18 protein-coding genes are annotated in these 17551 nt (G+C 40.4%); 10 read left to right on the top strand and 8 right to left on the bottom strand.

The genetic code is table 11. The features are described 5' to 3' along the window. The first annotated feature begins 1 nt into the window (after nucleotide 1). Nucleotides 2-307, top strand: coding sequence for a 50S ribosomal protein L28 (rpmB, locus tag J7R10_RS01760; protein ID WP_010705877.1), 306 nt, complete (start codon nucleotides 2-4; stop codon nucleotides 305-307). Nucleotides 308-428: 121 nt separating this feature from the next. Further along, nucleotides 429-1115 (top strand): VUT family protein, encoded by a 687-nt coding sequence (locus tag J7R10_RS01755; RefSeq protein ID WP_010705876.1) that lies wholly within the window; start codon nucleotides 429-431, stop codon nucleotides 1113-1115. Between the two features lie 122 nt (nucleotides 1116-1237). Here J7R10_RS01755 and cobT read toward each other — a convergent pair whose 3' ends face one another. The 3 genes from cobT to J7R10_RS01740 form a co-directional block, all read right to left on the bottom strand. Then, nucleotides 1238-3136, bottom strand: coding sequence for a cobaltochelatase subunit CobT (gene cobT, locus J7R10_RS01750; RefSeq protein ID WP_010705875.1), 1899 nt, complete (start codon nucleotides 3134-3136; stop codon nucleotides 1238-1240). A 14-nt stretch (nucleotides 3137-3150) separates the two neighbouring features. Next, entirely contained in the window at nucleotides 3151-4137 is a 987-nt protein-coding gene (gene cobS, locus J7R10_RS01745) for a cobaltochelatase subunit CobS (protein ID WP_010705874.1), read from the bottom strand. Between the two features lie 575 nt (nucleotides 4138-4712). Continuing rightward, the gene (locus J7R10_RS01740) at nucleotides 4713-5333 is read right to left on the bottom strand and encodes a J domain-containing protein (protein ID WP_010705873.1); all 621 of its coding nucleotides are present in this window, start codon (nucleotides 5331-5333) and stop codon (nucleotides 4713-4715) included. 130 nt (nucleotides 5334-5463) lie between these two features. Between J7R10_RS01740 and J7R10_RS01735 the strand changes: the two genes are divergently transcribed. Beyond that, nucleotides 5464-5742, top strand: a complete 279-nt coding sequence (locus J7R10_RS01735; protein WP_010705872.1) for a BolA family protein — start codon at nucleotides 5464-5466, stop codon at nucleotides 5740-5742. Between the two features lie 13 nt (nucleotides 5743-5755). On the opposite strand, the gene J7R10_RS01730 is transcribed toward J7R10_RS01735, so the two are convergent. Next, entirely contained in the window at nucleotides 5756-6733 is a 978-nt protein-coding gene (locus J7R10_RS01730; protein WP_010705871.1) for a tyrosine recombinase XerC, read from the bottom strand. A gap of 2 nt (nucleotides 6734-6735) precedes the next feature. After that, nucleotides 6736-7557, bottom strand: coding sequence for a SapC family protein (locus J7R10_RS01725; RefSeq protein ID WP_010705870.1), 822 nt, complete (start codon nucleotides 7555-7557; stop codon nucleotides 6736-6738). A gap of 130 nt (nucleotides 7558-7687) precedes the next feature. On the opposite strand from J7R10_RS01725, the gene rimM reads away from it, so the two are divergent. The 7 genes from rimM to J7R10_RS01690 all read left to right on the top strand — a co-directional run bounded on the left by rimM (nucleotide 7688) and on the right by J7R10_RS01690 (nucleotide 13799). Beyond that, nucleotides 7688-8257, top strand: a complete 570-nt coding sequence (gene rimM / locus J7R10_RS01720; protein ID WP_010705869.1) for a ribosome maturation factor RimM — start codon at nucleotides 7688-7690, stop codon at nucleotides 8255-8257. Nucleotides 8258-8499: 242 nt separating this feature from the next. Continuing rightward, the gene (gene trmD / locus J7R10_RS01715; protein WP_010705868.1) at nucleotides 8500-9198 is read left to right on the top strand and encodes a tRNA (guanosine(37)-N1)-methyltransferase TrmD; all 699 of its coding nucleotides are present in this window, start codon (nucleotides 8500-8502) and stop codon (nucleotides 9196-9198) included. Between the two features lie 212 nt (nucleotides 9199-9410). Next, nucleotides 9411-9851, top strand: a complete 441-nt coding sequence (gene rplS / locus J7R10_RS01710) for a 50S ribosomal protein L19 (protein WP_010705867.1) — start codon at nucleotides 9411-9413, stop codon at nucleotides 9849-9851. A gap of 498 nt (nucleotides 9852-10349) precedes the next feature. After that, a complete protein-coding gene (sdhC, locus tag J7R10_RS01705) occupies nucleotides 10350-10751 on the top strand; it encodes a succinate dehydrogenase, cytochrome b556 subunit (RefSeq protein ID WP_010705866.1) in 402 nt (133 codons plus the stop codon). An 18-nt stretch (nucleotides 10752-10769) separates the two neighbouring features. Next, entirely contained in the window at nucleotides 10770-11156 is a 387-nt protein-coding gene (gene sdhD, locus J7R10_RS01700) for a succinate dehydrogenase, hydrophobic membrane anchor protein (protein WP_010705865.1), read from the top strand. Nucleotides 11157-11160: 4 nt separating this feature from the next. Beyond that, nucleotides 11161-13005, top strand: a complete 1845-nt coding sequence (gene sdhA / locus J7R10_RS01695) for a succinate dehydrogenase flavoprotein subunit (RefSeq protein ID WP_010705864.1) — start codon at nucleotides 11161-11163, stop codon at nucleotides 13003-13005. Nucleotides 13006-13019: 14 nt separating this feature from the next. Further along, nucleotides 13020-13799 carry a succinate dehydrogenase iron-sulfur subunit gene (locus J7R10_RS01690; protein ID WP_010705863.1) on the top strand — a complete coding sequence of 260 codons (780 nt, stop codon included), beginning with the start codon at nucleotides 13020-13022 and terminating at the stop codon, nucleotides 13797-13799. A 738-nt stretch (nucleotides 13800-14537) separates the two neighbouring features. Here J7R10_RS01690 and virB11 read toward each other — a convergent pair. The 3 genes from virB11 to virB9 are packed head-to-tail and all read right to left on the bottom strand — an operon-like array spanning nucleotide 14538 to nucleotide 17540. Next, a complete protein-coding gene (gene virB11 / locus J7R10_RS01685) occupies nucleotides 14538-15602 on the bottom strand; it encodes a P-type DNA transfer ATPase VirB11 (RefSeq protein WP_208436373.1) in 1065 nt (354 codons plus the stop codon). Beyond that, nucleotides 15574-16734: a type IV secretion system protein VirB10 gene (gene virB10, locus J7R10_RS01680; RefSeq protein WP_010705861.1), complete on the bottom strand. Its 1161-nt coding sequence runs from the start codon at nucleotides 16732-16734 to the stop codon at nucleotides 15574-15576. The genes virB11 and virB10 overlap by 29 nt, the downstream gene beginning before the upstream one ends. Then, the gene (gene virB9, locus J7R10_RS01675; protein WP_010705860.1) at nucleotides 16734-17540 is read right to left on the bottom strand and encodes a P-type conjugative transfer protein VirB9; all 807 of its coding nucleotides are present in this window, start codon (nucleotides 17538-17540) and stop codon (nucleotides 16734-16736) included. Before virB9 ends, virB10 begins: the two co-directional genes overlap by 1 nt. Nucleotides 17541-17551: the final 11 nt, after the last annotated feature.

Here is a 17551-nt window from a genome sequence, read left to right as displayed (position 1 = left end):
TATGTCTCGTGCTTGCGAATTGACAGGGAAAACTGTTCTTTATGGTAATAATGTGAGCCATGCGAACAATAAAACCCGTCGTCGTTTTTTACCAAATCTTTGTAATGTGACGCTGATTTCTGAAGTGTTACAGCAAAGTTATCGCTTGCGCGTTTCGGCAAGTGCTTTGCGTTCTGTTGAGCATCGCGGTGGCCTTGATAGCTTTTTGATCAAAGCCGATGATAAGGAATTGTCGCAACGTGCGCGTTTGTTAAAACGCCAAATTGTTAAGAAAAAAGCTGAATATGCAGCTGAGCAAACTGCCTAATTCTCTTTGTTTATCGACAGAGTGAGATCAACACTTCCTTATGCTGAGGGTGCGTTGTTTTTTTGGATTTTTACTTATTTGATCGCTGTATTTTATTGGTTCCATATCCCAGGTTAAAAAAATGTCTTCAGCGCCCAGTCTTTTATTTCCAAAGCAAGAGAGAAACTTTATTGCTTTCTCTATTTTTGCCATGTGCTTTACGGTAGCTGCTTCTAATATTTTGGTTCAGTATCCTGTCTATTGGTTTGATTTGAATGAATTATTGACCTACGGTGCTTTTACTTATCCGATTGCTTTTTTGATCAATGATTTAACCAATCGTTTTTATGGTCCAGCAGCAGCGCGGCGTGTGGTTTATGCTGGTTTTTGTTCTGGTGTTTTTGTTTCTTGGATTTTGGCAACACCGCGGCTTGCAATTGCTTCTAGCTTAGCATTCTTATTTGGACAACTTCTCGATATTGTTGTTTTTACTCCTTTGCGGCGTAAAGCATGGTGGAAAGCACCTTTAGCAGCAGCATTGGTTGGTTCAGCTCTGGATACAATTTTATTCTTTTCTCTTGCTTTTTGTGACCTTTTTACTTTTATCGATCAGATGACAGGTTATGCGAATAGTTCGCTCTTTGGAAGTGTGTTTTTCTTCGGGCTTGAGATTCCAGTTTGGCTCTCGCTTGCTTTTGGTGATTTTTCTATAAAAGTTATTATGAGTTTTTTGATGCTTGTCCCTTATGGAACAATTCTTAAAACTATCAGACGTCCTCTTTATAAAAGTCATGCAAAAGATAAATCCTCCTTTGTTGGGAGCAAATAAGAAACGTTATCTTTTTATTTTTGCAGATAAAAAGATTGCGTGTTGTGTCTTTTATGAAAGTAGCATTTTAGGGTTATGCTTGGAGGTATTTTCGATAGCTGTCTTCATGTCTACATATGATCTCATGTTCTTCGTTTAGAAGATTTTTTATTGCTAAAAAGCGTTTCTAATTGTTTTGTTATAGCATTGCCAAGCTCTTCGGCGTTCATAATTGTGACAGCGCGTTGATAATAGCGTGTGACATCATGACCAATGCCAATGGCAATGAGTTCTATAGGAGAATGGGTCTGGATTTCTCGAATCACCGCGCGTAAATGTTTTTCCAGATAATTGCTAGAATTCACGGATAGTGTTGAATCATCAACAGGGGCTCCATCAGAAATGACCATGAGAATGCGGCGTTGTTCACGTTGTGATAAAAGCCGTTGATGCGCCCAAATCAACGCTTCACCATCAATATTTTCTTTCAGCAACCCTTCTTGCATCATTAAACCTAAATTGCGCCGTGCACGGCGCCATGGGGTATCTGCACTTTTATAGATGATATGACACAAATCATTGAGGCGTCCTGGATTATGGGGTTTGTTTTGGCTAAGCCAATGTTCGCGTGATTTCCCACCTTTCCAAGTTTTTGTTGTAAAGCCTAAAATTTCAACTTTGACACCACAACGTTCAAGAGTTTGTGCTAGAATATCTGCACAACTTGCTGCAACAGTAATTGGTCGGCCACGCATTGATCCCGAATTGTCAATCAGGAGTGAAACAACTGTGTCACGGAATTTTGTGTTGCTTTCCATTTTGAAAGAAAGTGGTTGCGTGGGATCAATGATAAGGCGGGGGAGTCGCGCTGTATCAAGATATCCTTCCTCAAGGTCAAAATTCCAATTGCGGTTTTGTTGCGCCATAAGGCGGCGCTGTAAGCGATTTGCTAAGTGTCCAACAATGTTTTGAAGATGATTGATTTGCTTATCAAGATAATGGCGTAGGTGATCCAGTTCACTTTCAGAACAAAAATCTGTCGCTTCCAAAACTTCATCAAACTGTCGGGTAAAAACTTTATAATCGTTGAGCTTTTCCATTTGTTCTGAAATGGCGAAAAGGCGTTTAGATCGGCTCGATTTTTCTTGCCAAGGACTTAGGTCTTGTTCTTCGTCAGTTTTATCATTGTCATTTGATTGTGTTGTTTGCGTTTTTCTTTCGTCTTGCGCATTGCTTTCATGTTCTGTTGTTGTTTGTTCGTCACTTTGTGTTTTTTTTTCGTTATTACTTTCTTCTTCTGATTGATTTTGAAGTTCACCCTCGTTTTTTACTATTTTATTTTTTTCGTTGTCGGACGTTTCTTCTCGTTGGACTGACATTTTTAAGGCAAAAAGCATTTGACGAACAATGCGTGCAAAAGCATGTTGGTTGTGAATATGATGTGTCAATTCGTTCAGTTCTGCTGCGGCTTTTTGTTCGATTTCTTGACGCCATAACTCTAAGACAGGTCCAGATTCTTTGGGGGGAGGGCGTTTTGTTATTTTTTCGCGCAATAAAAGTGCAATGGCTTCTTGGATGGGAGCTTCACTTTGGCTACTGATCTTTTGATAATGGGCTCTTTGATATTTATCAGCAAGCATTCCATCAAGATTTTGTGCAATTCCTTCCATGGCTAAAGTGCCGATTGCTTCAACACGTGTTTGTTCCAGAGCATCAAAGACAGCACGTGCTTCTGATTCTTGTGGAGCAAATTGTGCGTGAATGCGATTATCATGCCATGCTGTGCGCAGAGCCATGGAATCACCTAAACCGCGGGTAATCGTTATATCTTTGCTAGTTGCTTGTTGGGGTAATTCCGGTAAACGCGCATCATTTTTGCTTAAAGATGGTCTGTTATGACTGAAGGAAACTTCAAGGTTGGGTGTAGCAGCAATGGCACGCATACAGCTGGAAAGTGCTTTTTTAAAAGCGGTGGTATTAAAAGTATTGTTGGGAGAATCATTTACGAGATTTTTGCTATTGTTGCCAGCTTCGGTCGTCATGATTGACATATTCCTTAAGGCAAAACACCATGAATGAGTGATTCAGGAAGCTCTTCTCCAAAGGCACGTTGATAAAATTCTGCAACAGTAGCACGTTCGAGTTCATCACATTTATTGAGAAAGGTTAACCGAAAGGCAAAGCCCACATTTTGAAAAATGACAGCATTTTCTGCCCAAGTGATGACTGTACGTGGACTCATGACGGCTGAAAGATCTCCATTTATAAAAGATTGCCGTACCATATCAGCAACGTGAACCATTTGTGAAATTGTCTTTTTTCCCTCTGTTGTTTGAAAACATTTGACTTTTGAACAAACAATGTCAACCTCTTTATCATGGGGTAAATAATTAAGTATCGTCACAATAGACCAGCGGTCCATTTGGGCTTGATTAATTTGTTGTGTACCGTGATAGAGGCCTGTTGTGTCACCAAGACCAATGGTATTTGCCGTCGCAAAAAGACGAAATGCGGGATGAGGCGTGATGACACGGCTTTGGTCAAGCAAGCTTAGTCGCCCACAAGCTTCAAGGACCCGTTGGATGACAAACATAACATCGGGACGACCAGCATCATATTCATCGAAAACAAGAGCAATATTGTTTTGATAAGCCCATGGCAATATGCCTTCTTTAAATTCCGTGATTTGTAAGCCGTCTTTTAAAACAATGGCATCTTTTCCTACCAGATCAATACGGCTGACATGACTGTCGAGATTAATTCTTATACAAGGCCAGTTGAGACGTGCAGCAACTTGCTCAATATGCGTTGATTTCCCTGTACCATGATAACCAGAAACCATGACACGGCGGTTAAAGGCAAAGCCTGCTAAAATTGCTAAAGTTGTTTGTTGATCAAAAAGATAATCGGGATCTCTATCGGGAACGTGGGGGCTTCTTGTGCTAAAAGCAGGAACCTTCATATCTGTTTCAATATGAAACAAATCACGCGCACAAAGTGTGATATCGGGCACATTTTCGACTGTAAGCTTTGTTTTTGTCATTCTTTTTCTGGAAGGGAAAGGACGCTCTTTGTTTTCACTCTTTAAAATAACGATACAAGAGTTAGAGCACTTATGCAATGCTCTATCCATGGGAGTCTTGGATATAAAAGAATCTTTTACCAGATGTTCTTTCGTATTCACGTGTTTGTTTTAAAGAAATATCTCTCAACGTTCTCAAGCTCATTTCGCGGCACCGCACGTGGATGGTATACCGGTAAATCTATGGAGTACCACCATTTTTAAGCTTATGAGGCATGCAAGCTGCTACCCTCATTCTATTTTCTAGCCCTTAAATTTTGTGAGAGCCCTTGCATTTAGACGATTCATAAGAGGTATTTTTACTTTTTTCTTAAACGATTTTTACCTACACACTAGCTCCGCTTGTGATCTGCAAGGGAATGGTTTTGCTTGATTCAACATAAAACAGGTTTGAAATGAGAGAATTTTAACCATATTCAGGATTTTCATTCAACATGCAAAACTATGAAATACCATTATAAACCAATATCTTATATATTTTTGTGAAAACAATGATGATTTGAAGGAAAACAGGTTTATAAAAGCACGTGTTTTTTTTAGCACAAACCAGATCTTTTAAGCAAATTATAAGCGTGCAAAACATCGCGAAAGCGCTCTTCTGAAGAACGGTTGCCACCATTGGAATCAGGATGGTGTTTTTTTACCAGCTCTTTATATTTTGCTTTGATATTTTCAGAAGAAGCGTTTGCTGGTAATCCCAATGTATCAAACGCTTTAGCTTCTAAAGGTTTTAATTTCCGTGAGGAATTTCTGGTTGCGTGACGTTGGGTAAAGAGCATGAATGGATCGCGCATACGGTTTTGGTAAGCCGCTGTTCCAGAGCGAATTTGTGCGTAATGTGCGGCTGTTTTTTTTGATGTGCCATTGCTAAAATCAGTAGGCCATGTTGGACGATGTCCCGTGAGCGCATCCTTTTGAAACTTGGCAATATCTTTATCACTAAGACCAGAAAAGTAATTAAAATTTTTATTATAAGCACGCACATGCTCAATACAAAAATAGAGATATTGACCTTCGTGATTTCGACCTGCAGGTGCTTTATAGGTGCCAGCTTTTTCACAGCCTTCCCATTGACATTGTTGGGCTTGTGATTCAGCTTTCCCCTTTTTTTGAGAGCTGATTCGAATTGAGTCGAATAATTTAGATGTTGTTACCATGTTTTTAGGTTTATGCAAAATCGATTGATTTGACAAGAATTGACTTTTAAAAATTTGTTTTCACACTCTCTTTGTCCATGTTATTCATGGAAAAAGCTTTTTTCTGCATTCATTTTGTGAAGGAACAAAAATGTCGACCCCGATTCAAACAACAATAAAGATGAAGCTCCAAGACGCTTTCCATCCACAAAAACTTGAGGTGATTAACGAAAGCCACCTTCATGAGGGGCATCCTCATAAAGAGCATGCTTTTGATGGGAAAGGGGAAACACATTTTCGGGTGAAAATGTTCTCTTCTTCTTTTGTCGGCATGACGCGTGTGGAAATCCATCGCGCGATTTATCAAGTCTTACAGAAAGAGCTAGCCACTTGTGTTCATGCTTTGGCGCTTGAAGTTTCCTCTGTTTAATTTGCTTTTCCATTCAAGTTTTTTCAAAGCGAGGATGTGCTTTTTGATAAATTTCTAATAAGCGATCTGTATCAACATGGGTATAGGCTTGGGTAGTGGAGAGGCAGGCATGACCAAGAAGTTCTTGAATGGTGCGTAAATCTCCCCCACGGGATAAAAGATGGGTGGCAAAAGAATGGCGCAAGGTATGAGGTGTCGCTGTCTCTGGTAAACCAAGGCTTGCACGTAGATTTCGAACAGCTCGTTGAATAATGGCTGGCTGCAAAGGGCCGCCTCGTGCACCACGAAACATGGGTTGGTTGTTCACTAAAGGATAGGGACAGCATTTGAGGTAATTCTGTACTGTTTCGTAAACAATTTTTATGAGAGGAACAAGGCGTGTTTTTTGACCTTTTCCAGTGACAAACAAGCTTTTTTTTTCAGGATCAGAAAATTGTTCTGGTGTGAGCGCTAAAGCTTCTGATATGCGCATGCCACAGCCATAAAGAAGCATCAAAACAGCAGCATTGCGGGCGATAATCCATGCTTCATTTTCCTGTTGATTTTCTTGTTTGACGATATGAAGAGCGGATTTTATCGCCAAAGGTTTTGGCAGCGATTTTGGCTGTTTTGGGGTTCGGATAAGCTTAGCAGCAGGGACGTTGACGATCCCTTCGCGTGATAAATATCTGAAAAAAGAGCGTAAACCCGCCATCCCTCGGCTTAAAGAGCGGGCGCTTATGTTATTTGCTCTGCGATAGGCCAAATAAGCGCGTAAATCGAGAACGCGCAAATTGGCAAGATCATTAAAAGTTGGCTCATACCCTAAATGTTGACAGAGAAAAAACAAAAACTGTCTTGTGTCACACTCATAAGCTTGTGCAGTTTGTTTGGACATGCGACGTGTTTGTACAAGACCATCTAACCAGTTTTTCCTTGCGGTCAAAATGGCATGGTTCGCTGGAATCAGGAAGACATTTTTACCTTTTCTACCGTCTTTTTTTGTGGGCATTCTTAGTTGAGGGTTTCTTTCTTTTTCACTGTGTCACTTTCAGAGCTACCATTTTTCTTTTGTTGTAGCTCTTCGTTATTTACAACGCGCTTTTCGCCTTTTAAAGAGAGTATTTTTAAAAGATTATGCGTTGACATAAGATGCGCAAAGATTAACCCTAAAAAGCCATTTTTATGGAGTTTAGCAAGTTGATTTGCAGAGAGTTTGTTCAGTTTTTCTTCATCAACAACCCAAAAATGTTCTAATTGTGCTGAAAGACCTTGATCATTTTTTACATTGATTGACTTTTGGCTTAGAAGGTTCATCTCCACAAGGGCGTTAATAAATTCAGTGGTTTTTTCCATAGCAATTTTAAAGCTTTCTAGGAAATGAATACGCTCTTCCATAAAAGGCGAAATAGAACCATCCGAATTAAAAAGTTCTGTTCCGGCAACTTCATTAAACATGCCTGATTGTTGATCAAAGCAAACAGAAAGCTCTTTTTCATTTTGAAGTTGTGCAAGAACGAAAGGATAACGACGGACAAACGCGGGGACATAAGTATTTCGTTCCCAATTTTTATCAGAGGTAATGTAATCATTTTCGTCGTTAGAAAGACCTACAAGAGCAGCCGATGTATAGTGCTTTTTCTTTTGTTCATCTTCTGCGCACATAAACAAAATAGGATAGTCTAGAGCAGCTTGAAAATATTCACTGCTTGCTAAAGGAATCCAATGGGTATCTTTAGCAAAAGACATATCACTTGGAGGAGAAAATTTGAGGTTTTTATGGGTAACTTTATTAATTGGGGTAATATCTTTGTAAAATAGCATAATATTTGCCATAAGACTTCTCCTTTTATTCATTTGTTTTTGTCACCAAGAAAGGTCTTTTTGGAAGATTTTTATATGGCAACAAGATTTAATGCAAAGTTATGAGATTCAGGGAATCATTTTGAAGAGATGATATTTTTGTATGGAACATAATAGAAAAAAGCCTAAAAATAAAGTCTATCTTGCCATTATTGGTTTACCTCATGGTATAAAAGGGGACGTTTTGCTCAAAGTTTTAAGTGCTGAAACACAGCGTTTAAAAACTTATGGTGTTCTTTATGATGATATGGGGCGCTCTTATGAGATTGTGACTCTTCGTATGCAAAAAAAGAATGCGATTGTGCATTTTAAAGGGATTGAAGACCGCAATGTTGCTGAAAGTTTAAAAGGGGTTCGCCTTTATGTTACGCGCGATCAATTGCTAGATGATTTGGGTGAGGATGAATTTTATCAGATTGATCTCATTGGGCTTTGTGTCCAAGACTGTGTTGGTAAAATCTTGGGTGAGGTGAGTGGTTTTTTTAATTTTGGAGCTGGTGATTTGCTTGAAATACGGCTGAATACAGGCAAAACTGTGTTTATCCCTTTTAGCAAGGCAGCTGTTCTAAAAATTTGTATTCCTTCTGGTTTTCTTGTTGTTGATCCAGTTGCTGCTGGTTTAAGCGATGAGGAAAAGAATGCTGTAGAGGATGGTGACTTGAAGCAAAAATAAAGGGGTAGGAAAATGATGAAAGTGGAAAGTGAAAGAAGGCAAGACTACATTACCTAACAGATTTATTAGCACTTTATCCTGAAATATTTTAGGACTTCTGAAGTAGAGCAATTTTTAAAGCAGGGATATGGTAAAACAGTGTAAATGAGAAATTGTGCGTCGGATAAAACCATAACGTTGAGAATACACCAGTTGGTATTGCCTGTTGATGGAGTATGGCTTGTGATACAAGGTGAGGATGAATGAAGTTTCAAGCACGTATTTTAACACTTTATCCTGAAATGTTTCCTGGATTTTTAGGGCATTCGTTAGCAGGGCAAGCTTTGAAGCGCGGGATATGGTCACTGGAGACAGTGCAAATTAGGGATTTTGCTTTAGATAAACACCATAGCGTTGATGATACACCGGCTGGTGGTGGGGCGGGTATGGTGATGCGTGCAGATGTATTAGCAGCTGCGCTTGATCATTGTTCAGATGATTCGCCAAGATTGTTGATGAGCCCGCGAGGGCGGGTTTTTAATCAAGCTTATGCCCGTTCTTTGGCGTGTGAATCAGGCGTGACATTGGTTTGTGGGCGCTTTGAAGGTGTGGATGAGCGGGTGATAGAAGCACGACAACTAGAAGAAGTCTCTCTTGGGGATTATATCCTTTCAGGGGGAGAAACGGCGGCACTGGTTCTGTTGGATGCCATTATCCGTCTTCTCCCTGGCGTTATGGGGAATGCACTTTCTGTGAAGTGTGAAAGTTTTGAGAATGGTTTGTTGGAATACCCGCATTACACGCGTCCTGCTCTTTTTGAAGGACGCGGTATTCCGCCCGTGTTGACATCAGGTCATCACAAGGCTATCGCTGATTGGCGTCAAAGCCAAGCCGAATTGCTCACACGTCAACGTCGCCCTGATCTTTATGCGCGTTATGATAAAAATCGTCAGAAAACTTGATTCATGTTGTAAGGTGGTGTATTGCATGGCTCTCTGTTATACAAGAGTTTTTCTGTGAAGGGTTTTCTATCGTTCCAAGATAATGAAGAAATGGTGTATTCGCTCCTGCATAAAGCATAGCCTAAAGAACTTCTTTTCTTTGTATGAAAAAGCTTTTTAGGTAAAAGTTGAGCGCTCTGACTGTTCGATAAAGAAGATGAAGGATAAAAGAAATGAATATTATCGCACAGCTTGAAGCTGAACAATGTGCAAAAATTGAAGCAAAACGCCAATTGCCCGCCTTTCAACCTGGGGATACAGTCCGTGTTATGGTGCGTGTGACGGAAGGTACACGTACCCGTGTTCAGGCTTATGAAGGAATTTGTATTGCACGTTCAGGCGGTGGATTGAATGAAACTTTCACTGTGCGCAAAATTTCTTATGGTGAAGGTGTTGAACGCGTCTTTCCCGTTTATTCTCCCTTGATTGAAGCTGTTGAGCTTGTGCGCCGAGGTAGAGTGCGCCGCGCAAAACTCTATTATCTTCGTGCTTTGAGAGGTAAAGCTGCGCGTATCGCTGAAAAGAGAGATTACCGGAAAAAAGGTGAAAAGCTTGCTAAGGGTGTAGAAGCAACAGCTGTTGCTTTAGATGTCGAAACGCAAGTTGCTGAGTAATCGCTTCAATACTACCTCTGCTAGAATTTATGAAAAATCGACTTTTCCGTTGCTTTTAGTATCTCTTGTGATTTGTTGTGATATCTCATAAAGAGGCTTTGAGTTGACGTGAAAATGTTGAATCTCTCAAAGTTTTGGTGTTCTGTTTCTCTTGTAACTATAACTGTAATCTGAAACTGAAAACTTCAGAAAACATGTTGTTGATATTGAAAAACAAAAATGCCTATATTTGAAAAAATATATGTTTCTCTTTGAGAAAAGATGTTAGACTTTTGACGTGAAGATAAAATTGTATTAGATAAAGCGGGTTTTATAGCTTATATCTGTAGAACAATCGGTTTTTTTATGCGTGACCTTTAATCCGTTATTTGAGATAACCGACCTGTAATATTGGCATCCTAAGATGCCAAATAAATTGGAAATAGAGTGCATTTGGTCATTTTGTGCGGATCTTATCGCGCATGATGCTGTTGCAGTAAAACCAGGTCAGGATGTTTTATGACAGAGACAATTAGGAAAAAAGAGCGCCCTCGTTCCCCCCATGTGAGTATTTATCGTTGGACTATCACAATGGCGATGTCCATTGCGCATCGTATCACCGGTATGGTTCTTTATTTCGGTATCGTCTTTCTTGCTCTTTGGTTGGTTTCGATTGCTTGTGGAGCTGAGGCCTTTAGAACAGTGAATGAGATTTATGGATCTTTGCCGGGGCTTTGTATCTTATTTCTTTATACCCTTGCTGGCGTTCATCATATGGTTGGCGGTATTCGTCACATTGTTTGGGATCTAAAACCTTGCCTTTTGGCTAAAAAAAAGGCAACAGTGGCTGCGTGGGCAACTGTGTGTATTTCTCTTATTGTGACCTTCGCCATTTGGATTATTGGATATAGCATTGTTTAGCTGGGGGTGGAGAGGGCTATGAAAAAAGATTTTCGAACAGAACTTGCAAAAGTACGCGGACGTGGAAGTGCCCATGAAGGAACAGAGCATTTTTGGTTGCAGCGTTTGACAGGTTTTATCAATCTACCGCTTTTGATCTTTTTTATTGTTCTTATTCTCTCACTCGTTGGAAAGGACTATAGCATTATGCGTGCGCGGCTTTCACACCCAGTTGTGGCTGTTTTAATGGGGTTGATGACTTTCTCTGTCCTTTATCATATGAAACTTGGAATGCAGGTGGTTATTGAAGATTATATTCCACGTGAAGGTTTCCGGATATTCTTTTTAGCATTAAATATTTTGTTTTGTTTTGTTTGTGGGGGTGTCATCATTTTTGCTCTTTTGAAAATTGCATTAGGGGGTTAAACGTATGGTGAATACAGGATCATCTCTCGGTGCTAAAGCAGGTAATGCCCCGTATCACTTTGTAGATCATAAATTTGATGTTGTTGTGGTGGGGGCAGGTGGTGCTGGTTTGCGTGCTACGCTTGGTATGGCTGAACAAGGATTAAAAACTGCTTGTATCACAAAGGTTTTTCCAACCAGATCCCACACGGTTGCAGCACAGGGGGGCATTGCTGCTTCACTTTCCAATATGGGGCCTGACAATTGGCAATGGCATTTGTACGATACTGTCAAAGGGTCTGATTGGTTGGGCGATACTGATGCAATGGAGTATTTGGTGCGTAATGCTCCTGCTGCTGTGTACGAATTAGAACATTATGGAGTGCCCTTTTCGAGGACACAAGAAGGTAAAATTTATCAACGTCCGTTTGGGGGACATACCACACAGTTTGGTGAAGGTCCTCCTGTCCAACGTACTTGTGCTGCAGCCGATCGTACGGGGCATGCTATTTTGCATACCCTTTATGGACAGAGCTTAAAACATAATGCGCAGTTCTTTATTGAATATTTTGCACTTGATTTGATTATGACGGATGGTGTGTGTACCGGTGTTGTGGCGTGGAATCTCGATGATGGTACAATACACCGTTTTTCAGCAAAGATGGTTGTTCTCGCAACTGGTGGTTATGGACGCGCTTATTTTTCGGCAACATCCGCGCATACTTGTACCGGTGATGGAGGAGGAATGATTGCGCGTGCTGGGTTGCCACTTCAGGATATGGAGTTTGTTCAATTTCATCCTACAGGTATTTATGGTTCCGGATGCTTAATTACGGAAGGAGCGCGTGGTGAAGGCGGTTATTTGGTGAATTCTGAGGGAGAGCGTTTTATGGAGCGATATGCCCCTTCCTTTAAGGATTTGGCTTCACGAGATCTCGTTTCACGCTGTATCACGCTTGAAATTCGCGAAGGACGCGGCGTTGGTCCGAAGAAAGATCATATCCATTTGGTCCTTAACCATATTGATCCTGCTATATTGCATGAGCGGTTGCCAGGGATTTCTGAATCAGCACGGATTTTTGCTGGTGTTGATGTGACAAAGGAACCTATCCCCATTCTCCCAACAGTTCATTACAATATGGGTGGGATTCCTACCAATTATTATGGAGAAGTTCTCAATCCCACAGCCGATTCGCCTGATCGTGTTCAACCAGGTTTGATGGCGGTGGGGGAGGCTGGCTGTGCCTCTGTCCATGGTGCTAATCGTTTGGGGTCAAATTCATTGATTGATCTTGTTGTGTTTGGACGTGCTGCTGCAATTCGTGCTGGTGAAGTCATTGATCGTGATGCCGAAATTCCTCCTCTGAATGAGAAAGCCGTGGACGAAATTATGGCGCGTTTTGATCGTTTGCGTTTTGCCCAAGGAGGAACGCCAACCGCTGTTTTGCGTGAGAAAATGCAACGAACTATGCAAGAAGATGCTGCAGTGTTCCGTACAGCAGATTCTTTGCAACAGGGGTGTCAGCGGATAAGCCAAATCTGGGATGAACTTTCTGATCTCAAAGTGACAGATCGCTCCTTGATATGGAATTCTGATTTGGTTGAAACATTAGAGCTTGAAAATCTGATGGTCAATGCAATTACGACTGTCTATTCCGCAGAAGCGCGTTTAGAAAGCCGAGGCGCCCATGCGCGTGAAGATTATCCAGAGCGTGATGACAAAAATTGGCGTAAACATACACTTTCGCATTTATCAAAAAATGGAAAAGTCACTTTAGGCTATCGGCCTGTTCATGTTGATCCGTTAACATCTGAAGCAGATGGCGGTATTGATTTAAAACGTATCGCACCTAAAAAACGTGTTTATTAAGGGGAGAATGAATTATGGTACAAATTAAGCTTCCCAAAAATTCTCAAGTAAAAACTGGAAAAGTTTGGCCTAAGCCTGAAGGTGCTACGCGGTTGACAGAATTTCATGTTTATCGTTGGTCGCCTGATGATGAGGAAAACCCTCATCTAGATACCTATTATGTAGATCGTTCAGCCTGTGGACCAATGATTCTTGATGGGCTTTTGTTTATCAAAAATCATATTGATCCAACTTTGACATTGCGCCGGTCATGTCGTGAAGGAATTTGTGGTTCATGTGCCATGAATATTGATGGGACCAATACCTTGGCTTGTACCAAAGGGATGGATGATGTAAAGCACCCCATTAAGGTCTATCCTTTGCCTTCTATGCCCGTTGTTAAAGATTTGGTTCCTGATTTGAAGCGCTTTTATGCGCAACACCGTGTGATTGAACCTTGGTTGCAAACCGTCTCACCAGAACCTGCAAAAGAATGGTTACAAAGTCACTCTGATCGCCAAAAAATCGACGGTCTTTATGAGTGTATTTTGTGTGCTTGTTGTCAAACATCCTGTCCAAGTTATTGGTGGAATGGTGATCGTTATTTAGGACCCGCTATTTTACTTCAAGCTTATCGTTGGATTGCTGACTCCCGTGATGAAATGTGTGGTGAGCGTCTTGATAATTTAGAAGACCCTTTCCGGCTTTATCGCTGTCATACAATTATGAATTGTACACAAACTTGTCCAAAGGGATTAAATCCAGCTAAAGCAATTGCTGAGATTAAAAAACTCATGGTTGAACGTCGCCTTTAAAAACTTACCAGTTAATAAGAGGCATGGAAAAACCAAAAGGGGGGCATGTTTTTTGCCATGAGACACAAGATTCAGTCTGTAAAAAGCATTGGCTTTGTATGAAAAAACACTTATCATTTTTTAAAAAGAAGTCTTTATTTCTTAAAGAAAAAATCCCTTCATTGAAAAAATACATCTTGAATGTGCATAAAAGCTGTAACCGATTGGTATCCTAGACGAATTCAACAGTCATGGAAATTATACCTCATTTTATGGATTTTCATGGGCGCTCATTTTACATTCTTTCATGTTTATCTATGAAAAATAAATGTTTAGGTTAGTTACGGTTTTTGCTTTATCATTGAATTTTCTTGTTGCTTGTGAGCAAGTGCAAGAAATTTGTTTGGGTAACAAAAAATGCCTCATTTCTTTCCAATATGAGGAGAAGACTCTATAGCAACTATAGCGGGTATGATTAAGCATTGTTTGTTGTTTGTATTGTTCAAAACCATATTTCTCAAAAATAAATGAAAAAAATTATTAAAAGAAATAAAATTGTATGTACTAAAAACCTTGTGCATGATTTTGTTCTTCCATTGCAGGGATGGTCATTAATTGCTTCTTTGCTGTAAAAGCCTGAACGGTTCAACAGAGTAGCAGCAGAGGGAGGGAATGTTTTAAAAAGATCAAATAAAAAGCCGCAACAACTTGTTGCGGCTGTTGTTGTTTTATGTGCTCTTTCTCAGAGAAAAACCTTACTCACACTATCTTTGATTTAGAAAAAATTGGATCATAAAAGACTTCAGAGAGCTTTCTATCCTTGAAAAATAATACCACATCCACTGTAGTGTAAAGCACTATCTTTATCATTTCTATATCAAGTTGACGTCCAATCTCCGATCGTTTGATCAACGTTGCACACCGTTCAAATGTTTGCAACGCATTGTTGGCATGCGTTGTTGTAATTGATCCAGGATGCCCAGTATTCAACGAATTGAGATATTCCCATGCTTCATTGCCACGCAGTTCAGCAAGAAAAATACGATCAGGCGATTGACGCATACAGGCATCAAGACATTCCTCGGCTGAAACACGTCCCACTCCATCACCATAAAGCATATGCACATGATTAGGATGGTTGGGAAGAAAAAGCTCATGGACATCTTCAATCGTAATAATACGTTCTTCTACCGGCACCTTTTCAATTAAGGAACGGGCAAATGTTGTTTTCCCTGATCCCGTTTTGCCGGCAATGATGATATTGCGTTTATTTAGAACGCATTTTTCTAAAAATTCAAGAACTTTACCTTCACGCTTTAATTGCAAAAGTTGAACTTCAAATGGCTCTAATCGTGTGAAATCCTGTTTTGAAAGTAAATCATTTGCTTCCTTCTCTGAAGGTTTATTAAAACTCACATCAACAAAATCACTAAATGCTCCTTCACAGTGAAGCTCTTCTAGTGTTTTAACCGTGAGAGAATGTTTTCGAATCATAAAAGAAAGTGCACCATCGATAACAGCTGGTGTTTGTATAATCGTGCCCCGTTGTCCTCCAGGTAACTGCACGTAATTGACGCTTTTGGGAGCCATACCGTTATAGACGATAATAGCTGTAATAAGCGTCTGTAAAAAAGCAGGTGTTAACTCTGGTACGCTATGCACTTGCCACCCCCCCAAGCTTTTTGTCCATACTTCACAGGGGCGACAGATTGATAATTCCGTAATTTTTGGATCTTCTAAGAAATGATCAAGTGGTTGCAGAAGTTGTGCAACTGCTTGATCTTTCTGTATTGGGTTAGCGTGTAACGAGGCTGTAGACATCACTGAAATCCAGATCACGAGCAACAAAAATATTCACTCTTTCCCCTTGGTTTTTGTAGAGTGTTGGTGCGATGTTAATGGAGTTTTGAATAAAGTCGGTCACCACCGATTCAGCGCCTTGCACATTTTGAGATTGTGACTTTTCCTTATTTTCTTGACCGATTTTTCCTTTTACCCACTCTCCCAAATTACCGATTATGCTCACCATGATGGCTCCACCAAATCGTTGCCAAAAATGTGTATCAACCCAACCACCAATACCTGATTCACCAAGTGGGCCTGTGCCAGGTGAGTCAAGATTGACGATAACCCCAGAGGGTGTTTCAATACGTGACCATTGGACGAAAACACGCGTTTGTCCTTGTTGTATACCGCTTTGATAAAAACCAACGACCTTAGAACCACGATCTAACAAGACAACACGACCACTCGTAGAATAAACATCGCGTGTTAAATAACATGTCGTCATTCCTGGTTGCGTTGTGATAATTTTTGTTTCTAGTGTACAATCTATCTGCGTACCTTGCGTAATTAAAAGATCACGGTTATGAAGTTGAACGGCGTGTGATTGACCTAAACGTACAGGCTGCAGCTGGTCGAATAATACGCCATTATTTGTATCGTTTTCAGATGTCTTATTTTTTGAATGTTCTGTCGAACCTTCGCTACCGCCACCGTTGTTAAGACCTGAACTGAACATACGTTTGCGTGCTAACTCTTCAGAATCTTTAAGCAGATGTGGCGGAATGGTTGTTTGAAGAAGCTTTGCCAAAGCTGGTGGAATTTCAAGTGTTGAGTCTTCTGTTTCTGTTAGTTTGTCTACCTCTTCTACAACCTTAGGCTCTTCTATGACTCGAGGAGTATAGCTAGGGATAATTTGTTGCACGGTTTGTTGTGGTTTTTCTTCCTCAACATCTACGGCATTGCGCATTTTTAAAGCCTTCCAAGTCAAAGCAATTGGCACTGCCACTACAACAATGAGACCTACCATTAATAATGCGCGTGCACCAGGAACTGTTGGACGGCGTTCTGCACCTAATTCAGAGCTACCATAGGCACCTTCAATGTGTTTTTGTTCGATGTCATCAAGTTTTCTGCCTTTGTTATTCTCATCTCCTTTCTTATTGTTGAACATCATTTTCCTCCTTTATTGATGCGGTGAACCACCGAAGATATTGTTCCAGTTGTGTTTGGTATACCATTGGGGTCGTAGGCTTCATTGAAAATAGCCAAAGCACTTTTGCCAAGCCGTATGAGCCACTTGGGGCTGACCTTGTGAACGGCGATGATATCGTTAGCATTGCCTACAACAGTACGTGGTATAAGGCTTTCATTGCCTTCAGCATCCACTACGTAAATTGATGGCATATCCATGTTGGTAGGAAATTTGAAATAGGTAATACGTCCATTGTCCCAAGCGTTTATCGGGGCGATATTTTGGTTGCCGCTCATGGTGTAGCTCAGATTATATCCGTTCACGACTTGGTGAAAACCACGTTCAATGGCAAGGCGCTGCTTATTTTCCTCTAAATTTTGAGAATCGGTACTGGGATAATGAAAAGCTAATTCATAAGTGGCACCAGCACGGTCATTTCGAAATTGTAATCGAAATTTGTAGCTACGCTTGTCAGTAACAACAATAAGGTTTGTATTGGCAAGCTCTGCTTTGGGCTTAATAAAAATATGTCGCCCTTTATGAGCAAAGGCATAAGCATCAGAATCACCAAAAGCATGGGTGATATATTGTTCACCTTCTTCAAGAATAATATGTGTTGCTACGCCGAGAACGGTTTCTATTTGAACCACATCAGCTACATTATATGTTACATAGCGAATACGATGATCATATTGTGAATTGGATGGAGTTTTGAGTGCTTGCACAGATACCGTATAAAGAGATAAAAATGAGGACAGTAGGACAATGAACACAATTTTTTTCATAATAATCAATT

Source organism: Bartonella vinsonii subsp. berkhoffii ATCC 51672, assembly GCF_902825225.1.
GTDB classification, from domain to species: Bacteria; Pseudomonadota; Alphaproteobacteria; order Rhizobiales; family Rhizobiaceae; genus Bartonella; species Bartonella berkhoffii.
Note: the sequence above shows the minus strand (reverse complement) of the source record. Positions and strands in the feature narration are given on the sequence as shown.

Bases quoted from the DNA above. Each gene is read 5' to 3' on its own strand.
- rpmB (WP_010705877.1), top strand. From the start codon at position 2: ATGTCTCGTGCTTGCGAATTGACAGGGAAAACTGTTCTTTATGGTAAT.
- J7R10_RS01755 (WP_010705876.1), top strand. From the start codon at position 429: ATGTCTTCAGCGCCCAGTCTTTTATTTCCAAAGCAAGAGAGAAACTTT.
- cobT (WP_010705875.1), bottom strand. From the start codon at position 3,136: ATGACGACCGAAGCTGGCAACAATAGCAAAAATCTCGTAAATGATTCT.
- cobS (WP_010705874.1), bottom strand. From the start codon at position 4,137: ATGACAAAAACAAAGCTTACAGTCGAAAATGTGCCCGATATCACACTT.
- J7R10_RS01740 (WP_010705873.1), bottom strand. From the start codon at position 5,333: ATGGTAACAACATCTAAATTATTCGACTCAATTCGAATCAGCTCTCAA.
- J7R10_RS01735 (WP_010705872.1), top strand. From the start codon at position 5,464: ATGTCGACCCCGATTCAAACAACAATAAAGATGAAGCTCCAAGACGCT.
- J7R10_RS01730 (WP_010705871.1), bottom strand. From the start codon at position 6,733: ATGCCCACAAAAAAAGACGGTAGAAAAGGTAAAAATGTCTTCCTGATT.
- J7R10_RS01725 (WP_010705870.1), bottom strand. From the start codon at position 7,557: ATGGCAAATATTATGCTATTTTACAAAGATATTACCCCAATTAATAAA.
- rimM (WP_010705869.1), top strand. From the start codon at position 7,688: ATGGAACATAATAGAAAAAAGCCTAAAAATAAAGTCTATCTTGCCATT.
- trmD (WP_010705868.1), top strand. From the start codon at position 8,500: ATGAAGTTTCAAGCACGTATTTTAACACTTTATCCTGAAATGTTTCCT.
- rplS (WP_010705867.1), top strand. From the start codon at position 9,411: ATGAATATTATCGCACAGCTTGAAGCTGAACAATGTGCAAAAATTGAA.
- sdhC (WP_010705866.1), top strand. From the start codon at position 10,350: ATGACAGAGACAATTAGGAAAAAAGAGCGCCCTCGTTCCCCCCATGTG.
- sdhD (WP_010705865.1), top strand. From the start codon at position 10,770: ATGAAAAAAGATTTTCGAACAGAACTTGCAAAAGTACGCGGACGTGGA.
- sdhA (WP_010705864.1), top strand. From the start codon at position 11,161: ATGGTGAATACAGGATCATCTCTCGGTGCTAAAGCAGGTAATGCCCCG.
- J7R10_RS01690 (WP_010705863.1), top strand. From the start codon at position 13,020: ATGGTACAAATTAAGCTTCCCAAAAATTCTCAAGTAAAAACTGGAAAA.
- virB10 (WP_010705861.1), bottom strand. From the start codon at position 16,734: ATGTTCAACAATAAGAAAGGAGATGAGAATAACAAAGGCAGAAAACTT.
- virB9 (WP_010705860.1), bottom strand. From the start codon at position 17,540: ATGAAAAAAATTGTGTTCATTGTCCTACTGTCCTCATTTTTATCTCTT.